Annotated in this window: 11 protein-coding genes; 10 read left to right on the plus strand and 1 reads right to left on the minus strand. The window is 57.0% G+C overall.

Annotated elements, in window-relative coordinates; translation table 11 throughout:
* Positions 1-134: 134 nt before the first annotated feature.
* The gene (locus ABVK50_RS30365; RefSeq protein ID WP_353646648.1) at positions 135-1,241 is read right to left on the minus strand and encodes a helix-turn-helix domain-containing protein; all 1,107 of its coding nucleotides are present in this window, start codon (positions 1,239-1,241) and stop codon (positions 135-137) included.
* Between the two features lie 437 nt (positions 1,242-1,678).
* Here ABVK50_RS30365 and ABVK50_RS30370 point away from each other — a divergent pair, with 437 nt between their 5' ends.
* The 10 genes from ABVK50_RS30370 to ABVK50_RS30415 all read left to right on the plus strand — a co-directional run bounded on the left by ABVK50_RS30370 (position 1,679) and on the right by ABVK50_RS30415 (position 12,779).
* Positions 1,679-2,467 carry a sugar transferase gene (locus tag ABVK50_RS30370; RefSeq protein ID WP_353646649.1) on the plus strand — a complete coding sequence of 263 codons (789 nt, stop codon included), beginning with the start codon at positions 1,679-1,681 and terminating at the stop codon, positions 2,465-2,467.
* 36 nt (positions 2,468-2,503) lie between these two features.
* Entirely contained in the window at positions 2,504-3,868 is a 1,365-nt protein-coding gene (locus tag ABVK50_RS30375) for a UDP-glucose/GDP-mannose dehydrogenase family protein (protein ID WP_353646650.1), read from the plus strand.
* Positions 3,869-3,974: 106 nt separating this feature from the next.
* Entirely contained in the window at positions 3,975-4,988 is a 1,014-nt protein-coding gene (locus ABVK50_RS30380; RefSeq protein ID WP_353646651.1) for a UDP-glucuronic acid decarboxylase family protein, read from the plus strand.
* The gene (locus tag ABVK50_RS30385; protein ID WP_353646652.1) at positions 4,988-6,340 is read left to right on the plus strand and encodes a hypothetical protein; all 1,353 of its coding nucleotides are present in this window, start codon (positions 4,988-4,990) and stop codon (positions 6,338-6,340) included. Before ABVK50_RS30380 ends, ABVK50_RS30385 begins: the two co-directional genes overlap by 1 nt.
* Before the next feature lie 107 nt (positions 6,341-6,447).
* Positions 6,448-7,722, plus strand: a complete 1,275-nt coding sequence (locus tag ABVK50_RS30390) for an O-antigen ligase family protein (RefSeq protein WP_353646653.1) — start codon at positions 6,448-6,450, stop codon at positions 7,720-7,722.
* The gene (locus ABVK50_RS30395; RefSeq protein WP_353646654.1) at positions 7,710-8,642 is read left to right on the plus strand and encodes a glycosyltransferase; all 933 of its coding nucleotides are present in this window, start codon (positions 7,710-7,712) and stop codon (positions 8,640-8,642) included. The genes ABVK50_RS30390 and ABVK50_RS30395 overlap by 13 nt, the downstream gene beginning before the upstream one ends.
* 31 nt (positions 8,643-8,673) lie before the next feature.
* Positions 8,674-9,786, plus strand: coding sequence for a glycosyltransferase family 4 protein (locus tag ABVK50_RS30400; protein WP_353646655.1), 1,113 nt, complete (start codon positions 8,674-8,676; stop codon positions 9,784-9,786).
* A 227-nt stretch (positions 9,787-10,013) separates the two neighbouring features.
* Positions 10,014-10,553, plus strand: a complete 540-nt coding sequence (locus ABVK50_RS30405) for a hypothetical protein (protein WP_353646656.1) — start codon at positions 10,014-10,016, stop codon at positions 10,551-10,553.
* Positions 10,550-11,974 carry an O-antigen ligase family protein gene (locus tag ABVK50_RS30410; RefSeq protein WP_353646657.1) on the plus strand — a complete coding sequence of 475 codons (1,425 nt, stop codon included), beginning with the start codon at positions 10,550-10,552 and terminating at the stop codon, positions 11,972-11,974. Before ABVK50_RS30405 ends, ABVK50_RS30410 begins: the two co-directional genes overlap by 4 nt.
* Positions 11,975-12,065: 91 nt before the next feature.
* On the plus strand, positions 12,066-12,779 hold the full coding sequence (locus tag ABVK50_RS30415) for a metallophosphoesterase (RefSeq protein ID WP_353646658.1): 714 nt from the start codon (positions 12,066-12,068) through the stop codon (positions 12,777-12,779).
* Positions 12,780-12,822 lie beyond the last annotated feature (43 nt).

Raw genomic sequence — 12,822 nt, forward strand, 5'->3', positions numbered from 1 at the left:
TGGGCGCGCTCGCGGGCTGAATTCTTGGCCAGACCCTTTCCCTCGATCCGCCTGCCCACCTCTCCTGGATCCATCTAGCAGACCGAAGCCACGGTAGCATGTCGGCTAGACGCCCATAATAGGTTTTTCGGCGCCTAGCTTCCAAGCGCCTTTAGCCAACCATCGAAGGTGTCTGATTTCTCGTGTTCGGCGGACGAACCCGTATGCGCCAAATGAGGCCATGCCATCGCGTTGCGTGCTTCGCGCGGACTATAACCAAACTCCTTGCTGAACGCCCGGCTAAAATTCGCTGCTGAACTGAATCCGACGGTTTCCGCGATATCGATGATGCGCCGATTGTCAGCCGGATCGCTCAGCGCGGCATGCGCCGTCAACAGCCGGCGCTTTTGGATGTAGTGCAGAACGCCGCCGCTTGGTTCGAACATCTGATAGAGCCGGGTGCGCGAGACGCCAAGTGCTCGACAGACCGACTCCGGTGTCAAATCCGCGGCATCAAGGTGTTGCTGGATATAGCGGCGCGCCCTTTCGATCAATGCAAAGCCCGCAAATTGCTCGGCGGCTGCATCGCGCTCCCCCGGCGGCGAGAGACAACCAATTATCAGGCTGCGGGTCGCATGGACGATGCGCGGCAAATCTTCGGGGGTGAGACTACGCAATCTCGTTTCAATGCCGTTGAGATAGTCCACAAGCAGGTTGGCGATATTGCCAAACAGAATTGAATTGTTGTTGGCATCGAGGTTCACTGACGCATCAGCGAACAGATCCCGCGGCAGATAGAGAAAGAAAGTTTCGGAGTCGGTCGTCCTTCCTCGAAACGGGTATCCGAGCGACCTGAGTTCTACCCCGCCAGGTTTGCCTTCCGCGACGCGGCCGTCGACCTCTGTCCACGACCGGCCGGTTCGCGGCACGGCGACATACCAGTGGTCGATCGAACTGGAGCGAAGTTTGGCTGCGGAGCGCAGGTAGCTGTGCGCGGGTGCGAGTTGCTGGACGGCGAGCATGCGGCCAAGCTTCCATGCTGTATGATGCGCGACAAACCCGCGTTCTCGAGGTGTGTCGTCCGGCAACTTGATGTCTATTAAAGAGGCTACATGGGCTTGCCAGGCGGGGAGTTGATCCTCAGGCGCCAGTTCTTTTGTCGAGAATGACAATGGTTCGAGTACTGGCGCGAATGGCGGTTCGATTTCATTTCGCAATGGGGCCTCGCGCGGCCAACGACGTCGCTCGCGGTCCAGATCCATCAACCTGCCGAGTGCCCCATCCTATTTTCCAGCGTTCCCATCTGGTCGTGCCAGTTCATGATTCGGTGTACCCTGTTGCGCCAAATATGTGGTGCATCGCAGGCGCATGGCAAGGCGTCGGGGGATAGCTGAACAAGGTAGAGAACTGTTTCCCCCTCGCAGCTGCAAGAAATGTATTCCCGGATAAGTTTTAGGATGCGCGGCTAACGACACGCTGGTCGCGAATACGTACAGAGAAGTAGGACAAAGACAAAAGACCGCGTTGTATCTATAGCCGACGCATTTTTCGGCGTTACACATGCGCAATTCCGCGTGATAGCAGTTGAATAAAAATGCTTTGGTGACTTGGACGGAATTTGCCTGCGGGGGCAAATCTCAAAATTCCTGGAACCGTCGGTCAGGTTGTAGTGCTTCGGGGAATACTTTGGGTGGCGTAGGTGAAAAAACTGCATACCACGTTGGCAACTGGATGGGTGGAGAGAGTAAACCAACATCGCCTCTCTCTTTCATCTTACCATATCTCAGCCCACAGAACTGGTGACAACGGCGCCGGCACGGGGGCAGATGTCGCGATCACTTCACGTCGATCGCAGGAGATTGTTGGTAGCTGGAAAAGACGTGCGAATTTGGCGGCCAAACGGCTGATCGATATCGCGTTGTCCAGTGTCGCGCTAACGGTGCTGTCGCCAGCATTGCTCCTGCTGATGATCATTATCCGCATCGAGAGCCATGGTTCTCCAATTTTCACTCAGATGCGATGGGGCCGGAACATGTCGACGTTCCGTGTCTACAAATTCCGGACTATGTATGTCGACAAATGCGATCCTGTTGGCGTCGACCAGACCGCCGTGGGGGATTGTCGCGTCACGCGGACCGGAGCGATTCTCCGGCGCATCAACATCGATGAATTGCCCCAGCTGATCAACGTATTGAAGGGTGACATGTCGCTTGTAGGCCCGCGATGTCACCCGATCGGTATGCTTGCTGGCGGAATGGCGTATGAAGAACTCGTCAGATCATATCATCTAAGACATGAAATGCGACCCGGCATAACCGGTCTGGCACAGGTAAACGGGTATCGCGGACCAACAACCGATCCCATTTTAGCGATTGGGCGCATCCAGTATGATCTGGAGTACATCCGAAACTTTTCCGTCTGGATGGATCTGAAAATTATATTCATCACACTACAGAAGGAAATACGTTTCGGCGGCACAGGCTTTTGATTTGTCATGAGAGCAACAGTTCCTCGGGGGACGCAAATGAATATCGTCGTTGTTGGTGCTGGATATGTAGGCCTCGTTACAAGTGCATGCCTGGCCGAAATCGGTCACTGCATCACCTGCGTCGATCAAGACGCGGCTAGGATTGCTTCACTTAAAGAAGGCCAAGTCCCAATATTCGAGCCCGGACTCGATCAGTTGGTTGAAGCAGGAAGATCGGCGCACCGGCTCACCTTCAGCACCGATCTCAGTGTTGCAATAAAAGATGCCGACGCCGTTTTCATGGCGGTGGGTACACCGGCGAGAAAGACTGATGGACGTGCGGATGTTTCAAACGTCGTGGAAGCGGCGCGGCAGATCGCAAAGGCATGCCGCAGCCGACTTGTCGTGATCGTAAAATCGACCGTGCCGGTGGGCACTTGCGACCGCATCGAACGAACTATTCGGGAGATCAACCCCGCGCTGGATTTCTCGGTGGTCTCAAATCCCGAATTCCTTCGCGAGGGGATGGCGATTTCCGATTTCCAGCAACCGGATCGCGTAATCATCGGCCTTGAGCACTCCCGGGACAAGAGCATTCTTCGACAAATCTACTCAACTTATGAGTTCCGTGGCATCCCCATTATTTACACCTCCCGTAGAACTGCGGAACTCACCAAATACGCCGCGAACGCCTTTCTCGCAATGAAGGTTGCCTTCACAAACGAAATGGCAGACCTGTGCGATCTCTCGGGGGCAGATGTTTCGGATCTTACGTTAGGGATCGGACTTGACCACCGGGTCGGTCCTCATTTTTTTGCACCGGGGCCAGGCTTTGGGGGCTCCTGCTTCCCCAAAGACACAGTTGCCCTGATCCGAACTGCCCAGGATCTGGCCGGTGAAGCGCGTATCGTCGAGGCCGTCATCGCGGCGAATGACCGCCGGAAACGCACAATGGCCTTGAAGGTGGTTACAGCGTGCGGGGGAAGCGTTGTGGGAAAGACGATTGCCCTTCTCGGCCTCACATTCAAGAAGAACACCGACGACGTGCGAGACTCCCCGTCACTTGCGATCGCCGAGGCCTTGGTCGATCTTGGCGCCATCGTGCGCGGATATGATCCGCAGGGAATGAGAAAAGCCCGGGCTCAGATCCATAGCATCGACTTCGCCGAAGATCTTTGGGCAGCCTGCAGTGAAGCCGACGCCGTCGTCATCGCGACAGACTGGGATGCGTTTCGCGACCTTGATCTCGCGAGGCTGAGGGCCACCCTGAAACGTCCCGTCATCTGTGACCTTCGAAACGTGATCAATCCAATCGCGGCTCTGGATCATGGGTTTTCCTATGTCGGCGTCGGTCGCGGGTCCGTTCGTCCCAATCACGATCGCCCGTTTCGCCGCGCGGTCTCCGTGAGGGCCGGGGGATGAGCCGCGGAGCCAGTCGGGCTGCTGGAGAGCACGCGTGCGCGTGGTGCACTCCAATCGCTCCTGGTGCGCGCGGCGCCGCTTTTCGAACTTCGGTAGAGGGCTAGCAATGGTCAAGCGCATATTGGTGACGGGTGGGGCAGGCTTCATTGGCTCGCATCTGTGTAGAGCACTCCTGCAGCGAGGGAATGCAGTTCTTTGTGCTGACAATCTGTTTTCCGGCTTCCATGAGAATATAGAAGATCTTCTCAGGATTTCCGGTTTCGCGTTCATCCGGCATGACGTGATCTCCCCGCTGGATGTCGAGGTGGATGAAATTTACAACCTTGCCTGTCCGGCTTCTCCAGTTCACTATCAAGCGGACCCTGTATACACCACAAAGACAAATGTGCTCGGCCTGCTGAACTTGCTTGAGTTGGCAAGGAAGCTCGGCGTGCCGCTCCTGCAGGCCTCCACATCCGAGGTCTACGGAGACCCGCATATGCACCCGCAGCGGGAGACTTACCTGGGAAACGTCAATCCGATTGGCATTCGATCTTGCTATGACGAGGGCAAGCGCTGCGCTGAAAGTCTCCTGTTCGACTATCATAGAAAACATGGCGTGCGAATTAAGGTTGCCCGCATATTCAACACCTACGGTCCTCGCATGCACCCCAACGACGGCCGGGTGGTTTCAAATTTCATTGTGCAGGCGCTCGAAGGGCGCGACCTGACCATCTATGGCGACGGCTCGCAGACGAGGTCATTTTGCTACGTCGATGATCTTGTGCGTGGGCTGATCCGCCTAATGTCATCCGACAGCAGTTTCGTCGGGCCGGTGAATCTAGGCAACCCCGCGGAGCAAACGGTACTTCAACTGGCCGAGAGCATTCTCGACATAACGGGTTCGAACGCATCGATCATCAGGCTGCCGCTTCCGGCGGACGATCCGCGCAAGCGCCAACCAGATATAGCTCTGGCGGTAAAGCACCTGGGTTGGAGCCCGAAGATTTCAATCGTCGAGGGACTGCGCCGCACCGTCAACTACTTTCAGGCCCGGAACTCAACTTTGCGACGCTTGCATCGCGAGACGCCCATCATGCCGCCAAAGCAGACCGACCCACAGCGCGGAGCATACGTCTGATGAAAAGGCATGCAGGCTCCCTGTCGGGACTGGCTCAAAGCGGAAGGCAGTTTGCCCGCCAGCTTTACATCGTCCTGACAGGTGTGCCCAAGCCATTGATGATCAAGTCTGGGCTAGCGATCACGCTCGCCGATCAGGCCGTGGTTAGCGCGTTGAACTTTATCACCACGCTGGTGATCGGCCGCGTTTGCGGTTCTGCGGAACTAGGGATCTATGCAATTTGCTTTACCATCATCGTGCTTAGCAGCGCGGCGTGCGAGTCGCTGGTAATCGCGCCCTACATGGCGCTGTCAAAGAACTTGTCCGCCGATAGCAAGCGCACTTATCTTGGAAGCATTGTCTCGCACCAGCTCCTTTTGGCCATCGTCCTGTCGGCGGGCTTGATCGTTGCCGTCACTATCTTCGGCTCGTTGAAAGCGAGCGAACTCCAAAATCCTTTACTGCTCCTGGCCGTGATCCTGCCAGCCATCCTCGCACGCGAATTGGCAAGGCGCTACTCGATGGCCGAGTTTGCGCCTAAGGACGCGCTGATGATCGATCTGGCCGCCGCAGTCCTCCAGCTGGCATGCATCCTTGTCTTGGCCGCAAGCGCCTGGCTCACCGTTTCGTCGGCCCTACTGGCCATCGGTTTTGCCAACCTGGTTTCGCTCATCCCATGGCGCATGGCCAAGAAATTCCCGATGAAGGTGGTGTCTCGCGCCGTTCGAGACGACTTCGTCAAGAACTGCAGGCTCGGCGTCGGCAACCTCGCAGCGCTAGCAACCTTTCTGGGCCAGCTCTATTTGGCGCCATGGCTGCTGGTCCACATAGCCGATGCCGCCGCTGTCGGGCTTTTTGCCGCGTGTCATGCACTCGTGATGATCACCAATCCACTGACACAGGGTATTGCCAATAGCCTCATGCCTCGCAGCGTCGTTGCTTGGACCCATGGTGACGGGCCGCAAATCAGGTCATTGGTGGAGCGTTATTCCGCGCTGCTGGGAGTGGCGATGGCCATACTTTGCCTTCCGCTGGTGTTGTTTGGGGACGTTATCCTTTCACGCCTCTTCGGCGACGGGTTTGACGGGCAGGGAACAACCGTTGCGGTGCTGGCGGTTGCCGCAATGGTGCGTGCAATCGCCATGTCGGCGTATATTGGCCTGTGGGCTGTTGGCCGCTCCCACGTAAACGCCGCCGTGAATGTCGCGGGCCTGATTTTCCTGGTCCTCGCCCTACCGCAGCTTTTTCCAACTTTCGGACTGCAGGGCGCGGCAATCGCGGTGCTCCTGGCCGACAGCTTTTCGGCGATGGCGAGATTCTTTCTTTTCTACCAGAACACCAAGCGGACAGTCCGCAATGAGCAGCCGGTATGACTCACGCTCGGCCTACTTCTTTGAATGCGTGCAACCTGCACACCAGGCTTGAGCAGAAGCCAGGCGTTTTTTGGCTGACGATCGTTTCGTTATGGGTGATGACGACCATGGCGACGTTTCGCTCCCGAAGTATCGACGATTTGTTGGGCAGTGGCGGAATTGATTTTCAGGTCCAGTATCAGGCGATTTCGTGGACCATATTGGGATCAATTTCTGCCCTTCTTTTGCTTTTGGGTAAAGTCGATTTTTCGCTGGTCAGGCGCGGCCCGCTGGCATGGCTGCTGGCGTTCGCCGCCCTGGGAGTCGCGTCCTCTCTCTATTCTCTTTCTCCCTTGATCACATTGTACTACTCGATCCAATCGATAGTATTAATACTACTCGTGTGCGCCATTGGTAAAAACGTTGACAAAATTTACTATATCGTTTGCCTTTACGCGGCACTAAACTGGATCGTGTTGATAATGGGAACGGCCGGGTTCGGTCTCGGCCTGGATTGGATCACGACAGCCGAAGAAAGCTACGTGCGCTACGGGGGCTCGAGGGGCGAGTTGTGGCGTTTCAGTACGGCATTCGGTCACCCTAGCCTGATCGCAATCGTCGCAGCGATGGGGGCCGTTGGGCTGGCCGCGCAGAGGTCCCGTTGGAGCGGCAAGCGCCTGATCGTCGGCTGGCTTACTTTGACGGTGGTCTTGACGTTGAGCCGCACAGCTATCGCCGGCATGGCGGCAGGCTTCCTGGTCATTGCCGTGCTCCGTCATAAGATCAGCGGCACCCTAGCCACGATCTGCCTACTTGCCGCTCTTGTTTTGTCTATCCCGGGGCTCGATGAGCGACTGGTCAACGTGTTTATGCGTGGCCAGTCGAGCCAAGATTTTTCGTCACTGACCGGTCGCTCGGAAATCTATAGCGCCGCGCTTCAACGCCTGGAGCAGGCGTGGTGGGGCGAGGGTTTTCGATCGCTGCGCGGAAGGCCGTTGATTGGCGAGCAGTGGGGACATGGTGTCTCGCACGCTCACAATCTTGTCCTCCAGGCTTCAATCGATCTGGGAGTAGCGGGCGTTCTTGCGGTGGTGATGTGTCTTTTTTCTCTGACGCGGGATGCGGTCCGGCTGGCTTTTCCGAGCCGTCGGCTGGGTCTATCGGCGGCATCGGATATCGAACCGATCGCAGTACTGTTTCCGATCCTGGCTTTTTGCGCACTGGATTCCGGCTTCGCGATGAACGTGAACGTCTTCGTAATCGCTTTCGTAATGTTCTGCGCTTCAACGCGCCGCAAGGTCGCTCAGCAGGCGCCAGCAACCAGATATGATTCAACTGAGTTTGTGACCAGCCAGGTCACATTCAACCACACGATGGGGCGGCGATATCAATGCCTTCGTTGACAGTTTTGATGCCGACTCACAATGCGGCACTGTATCTCAGAGACGCGGTTGCTTCCGTGTTGTCGCAGGACATGCCGGATTTTGAACTTTTGGTTCTGGACGACGGTTCGAACGATGGAAGTTTCGAATATCTTCGCACCCTCGCAGATCCTCGCATTACGATCTCGCGATCTGAAAAGAACATCGGATTGGGGGCCACGCTGACGCGCGGCTTGGATTTGTGCAAGACTGAATTCTTTGTCCGGATGGATGCCGATGACATCATCGAGCCCACTAAGTTTTCAAAGCAAATTGCGTTTCTCCACGACCATCCCGAAATTGGTCTTGTCGGCACCCAGTTTCACTACTTCGGCGCGGGGGGGGCCAGGGCGGCGCTTTCTCCACGGGTCCCACTTGGCCATGATGCCATCGTCGCGGGGCTTCACAAACGAGCTCTGACGCTCGTCCACGGCAGCCTCATGGGGCGAACCGAAGTCCTAAGGCGCGCGGGGGGTTATCGCGTCCGCGGTATGGGCGAGGATTGGGACATGTTTCTGCGAGCTAGTGAAACAACCAGGCTCGCGAATTTGCCTGACGACCTTTACCGGTGGCGGCTCCACAACGAGAACGCCCGGCTAAGTCATATCATGGAGCAGCAGCGAGGGATCGACTTTGCTTGCGATTGTGCGACGAGACGGACTGCCGGCCAAGCCGAGCAGAGCTTTGACGAGTTTGTAGCAACGCAGCGAAAACAAGCGCTCGCGCGTCGGCTGCGAACGCTCGCGGACCTCTATGCGCTTGCCCAGTACCGCATCGCGCTGACTTCGATCTCGGCCGGACGACCGGTGCGAGGCTATGCGCGCTTGGCATTGGCGGCTTCTTGCTCGCCCACCCGCTCTGTGGATCGGGTGCGCCGAATGTTTGCACGGGGCCCGTCATGATTGAGATTGTTGTTTGAGGTGGGAGGGAGAGATGCGAATTGCGATGATCGGACTGCGTGGAGTTCCGGCCAAATACAGCGGGGTCGAGACGGCTGTTGAAGAGATCGGCTCGAGGTTGGTGGGGCAGGGCCATCAAGTCTCGGTGTACTGCATGGCAGGTGCCGGCGGGCCGTATGGCGGCATCTATCGCGGAATGAACCGCATAGAAATACCGACAATTAAATCCAAGAACCTGCAGATGATCGTCTACTCAGCCCTTTCCACATTGCACGCGATAAGACAGGGATACGACGTAATACATCTTCAGGCACTTGGTCCCTCCACTATGGCGCTCCTGTGCTGGCTGACGCGGCGGCCGGTTGTGGTGACCTGCCACGGCTTGGACTACAAGCGCGAAAAATGGGGTTTGCTGGCCCGGCTCTATTTGCAACTTGGCGAATATGTGAGCGCTCGTTTCGCCCGCGAAGTGATCACCGTCTCCAAATCATTGAAGGATCATTTTCAGCGCGTCCACGGCAAACGGGCAACCTACATTCCAAACGGATCGCGGGAACAAGCGCGCGTGGAACTCGGGGAGTATTCCCAGCGCTATGATATCTTGCCGCGCAACTATGTCGTCTTTGTCGGTCGTTTGGTCGAATGCAAAAGGGTAGACCACCTGATTTCGGCGTTCAGACGCGTCCACACCGATCTAAAGCTGGTGATCGTCGGCGATGGTCCCACCGAAATCGTATCGCGGCTCAAGGCAGTCGCCGGCGATTCCAACCAGATAGTCTTTACGGGCGCCCTACACGGGGCGGAACTTGCCGCCATCTTTTCCAACGCATCCCTTTTTGTCTTGCCCTCCGTCCTCGAAGGACTCCCGTTGGCTCTCATCGAAGCACTGGCCTACGACCTGCCGGTGGTCGTCAGCGATATTCCTGAAAATCTCGAAGTTGTGGAGGATGCCGGCCAATATCGTGCCGTGGTGACAACAGCCGACGACGAATGCAGCCTGACCGAAGGATTGGAGCGAGCGATCGCCGAGTTCAAGTCGAACAACGGGCTGTCGAGTGGAAATGCGCGATTTGTAAGCGATAAGTACGACTGGGACGAGGTAAGCAGGCAAACCCTCAAGGCTTATGAGCGCACGCTGGGCGCCTGATCATGGATACTTACAAAACCTCATCAAACCTCCTCACCGATCGAGACATTCTCGTGTCACCTCGGAACCAGACGCGGTCGAGACGGCTGCTTCGAACGATACCAATGGCAGGCCTGGTAGCCGGCTTTGCGCTCTTTTCGGCTTTCGTTGCGTGGCGAGAGGCGATTTCCGTCATTCGTCACGCCGAGGAGCCAAGTTTCAATTTCGCCGATCTCAGCCGCGGCCCGGTGAAGGTAGGCTTCTCGAACTATTCGCGCAACTTGCTGATAAATGACTGCCTCTCGACCATATCGTCGGTCTATGGACGCGTGCAGCCGCAACGGAAGCGAGAATTGTTGTTGGCGGCGTGCTCCGAAACAGCGAGCGAAATCATCGCTGAAACGCCTTCTCACGCCTTTGCATGGTTTCTCAGAGCGTTTGCCGCCGCTGAACTTGGCGACTTCCAAGTATTCAATCAGGCGATGAAAATGTCGTACCTGTCCAGTCCGTTCGAGCTCTGGCTCGGTCAACTGCGTGTCCAAACCGCAGCGCGGTTCTACTCTTCGTTGGACGATCGATCTCGCGCCAATTACGCAAGCGACATCGTGGTTCATCTTATGACCGACCGCGGGAGCGAGAAGATCGCCTCCGAGATGTTTCGAAACCCCGTACTGAAGAACCACGTCATCGACATCGCGGAAAAACTCCCCGAAAACGTCAAATGGCGGCTGGCGGAAAAAATGCAGCAAGCCGCTGGCACCGGGCGCGGGAGGACGGTTTCCCCGTGAACACGCATCGACCGACTGCTCAATTGAGCCTGAATGATTGGACCGGCATGGTTTTGGTCGGTATCGTTACGATCGCGACGATACCGTTCGCGAGCAATCGGCCGTTCTTTTGGGCCTTGTGGGCCTGCATTATCGGCGCTTGGGCGGCCATATATTTGCTCATCCATCGTGCCGGCAGCCTGCAAGTTCCACCGGGAATCCGAGGTCCAGGAGTGTTCTGGGTCTTGTTCTGCATCGCCATTGCACTGCAGCTCGTGCCAGTCGGCCCTCTCGTTGGTCCCGTTGAATTTCAATCGGCGGCGCGCCACACGTTCCACAGTTCATATCCGAGCCTCACGCCGAGCGCGACGCTCTTGGCCCTCATGCGAGCCGTGAGTTACGGCCTGTTTCTGTTCCTGGTTGTTCAGGTTTCCCGCAACGGCCATCGACGCAGGCGGATTCTTCGCGCCATCTTCTTCATCATCGGATTGCACGCTCTGTACGGGCTTCTCGCTCTCACGCAGTTTGGCGACACGATCCTCTTCTTGGAAAAATGGAGCTACGAAGGCTCCGCAACCGGCACTTTTCTCAATCGGAATTCCTTCGCCACCTTTCTGGCCATGGGACTGGTCCTCGGGATCGGACTGTTGCTGTCGGGCATTTCCGAGGCTGGGACAAGAAGCGCGGCATATAGGCCGTCATTTGACGCCGGGTCGCTTCTGGTCCTGGCGGTATTCTGCCTGATCGCTGCGGCATTGCTGGCGACGCAGTCTCGCATGGGCGTCTTTTCCGCCACATGCGGTGTCTCGTTTGCTGGCGCTCTGGGCGTGCGGAAGCTGCGGGCCGCCGGCGGCTCGTTCATGGGGCTGTCGCTGGTCTTCTCGGTCGTGGGAATCGCCGTGCTGTTTGCATATGGAGCCGGGCTGTTCTCACGAATTGGAATTGCCGGCGAATCGGCTGCGGGCAGAGGAGCGCTGTATTCGCAGATATTTACAATGATCTCCGCCCGGCCATGGACTGGCTTCGGAGGAGGGTCATTCGAGCTCGCTTATCCATTGTTTCACGAACTTCCGGTCCCGACAGACATGGTTTGGGACAAGGCGCATTCCACCTACCTGTCCCTCTGGGCGGAGTATGGGATAGTAGCCGGTTCATTGCCGTTGGTCGCGTTCGCCGCAATCGCAGCTTACAGTTTCGCGCGGGCGGTAAGCAGCAAAGATAACTGGCTTGAACCGACTGTCGCGACCGGTGTGCTGATCGTGGCGGCGGTGCACTCGATTGTGGATTTCAGTCTCGAAATCCAGGCGAATACGCTTCTGCTCCTGTTGTTGATCGGACTGGCAATCACACCGTCCCGCATCAGGAAGGAAAAGGAAACTCCCCGTGACCGTGTCCACGTTAAGTGCGCAGTCGATATTGTAACGACGACAATGGGTGATTGAACAGATGCGATTGGGCTTTGCAAAAGTCATCCTGGAGCCGTTGCTGAAGCGCTCACATAACAGGAGCGTTGGCCGCAGAAAACGAATTTTCGTGAAGGATGCTTCAGCGGTCTTTTACGCGGTCGGAGATGTTCACGGCTGCCTGTCGCTGCTCAAGAAAATCGACCTTCTGATCGCGTCCGATGATCAGGATCGCGAGAAGATCGTGGTGATGCTCGGCGACTATGTCGATAGGGGACCGGCTTCTGCGCAGGTCCTGGACTATTTGAACACGCGGCCGCCGGCGAACTTCAGGAGAATCTGCCTCGCCGGCAATCACGAGGAGACGATGCTTTCGTTCCTGGAGGATCCGACCACGAACGGCGGGTGGCTTGACTATGGAGGCTTCGAAACGCTGCGGTCATATGGGATCGACACCAGCGAAATTGTCGCCAATCGGACGAGGCCGAAAAAACTGGCTCAGATATTGGAGAGCCATATTCCAGGGGATCACGTCGAATTTCTGCGACAATTGCCGGTGATGGTCTGCTCGCCGGATTATGTGATGGTCCATGGTGGATTGCGGCAAGGCGTGCCGATTGCCGATCAGCTCGATCACGACCTTATGTGGCTCAGGGCGGGCGGTGACGCAACTCCCGGTCATCGGGCCAACCGTGTTCTCATTCACGGCCATACGCCGGTCTCCACTGCGCTCATCACACCCCACCGCATTTGCGTGGACACGGAAGCCTACCGGACTGGTGTGCTTTCGGCGGTTCGCGTTCGGTCGGATGAAGCCGTGAAAGTACTGTCATGTACCGCCTAGGCACGATCACCGCGCGGAAATACCTGGATGGTTCGGTGCACAG

The sequence above is a fragment of the Mesorhizobium sp. WSM2240 genome (assembly GCF_040438645.1).
GTDB lineage: Bacteria > Pseudomonadota > Alphaproteobacteria > Rhizobiales > Rhizobiaceae > Allomesorhizobium.

Excerpts from the sequence above, each read along its gene's own strand:
- ABVK50_RS30365 (WP_353646648.1), bottom strand. The coding sequence starts at position 1,241 with ATGGATCTGGACCGCGAGCGACGTCGTTGGCCGCGCGAGGCCCCATTG.
- ABVK50_RS30400 (WP_353646655.1), top strand. The coding sequence starts at position 8,674 with ATGCGAATTGCGATGATCGGACTGCGTGGAGTTCCGGCCAAATACAGC.
- ABVK50_RS30380 (WP_353646651.1), top strand. The coding sequence starts at position 3,975 with ATGGTCAAGCGCATATTGGTGACGGGTGGGGCAGGCTTCATTGGCTCG.
- ABVK50_RS30375 (WP_353646650.1), top strand. The coding sequence starts at position 2,504 with ATGAATATCGTCGTTGTTGGTGCTGGATATGTAGGCCTCGTTACAAGT.
- ABVK50_RS30385 (WP_353646652.1), top strand. The coding sequence starts at position 4,988 with ATGAAAAGGCATGCAGGCTCCCTGTCGGGACTGGCTCAAAGCGGAAGG.
- ABVK50_RS30395 (WP_353646654.1), top strand. The coding sequence starts at position 7,710 with ATGCCTTCGTTGACAGTTTTGATGCCGACTCACAATGCGGCACTGTAT.
- ABVK50_RS30390 (WP_353646653.1), top strand. The coding sequence starts at position 6,448 with ATGGCGACGTTTCGCTCCCGAAGTATCGACGATTTGTTGGGCAGTGGC.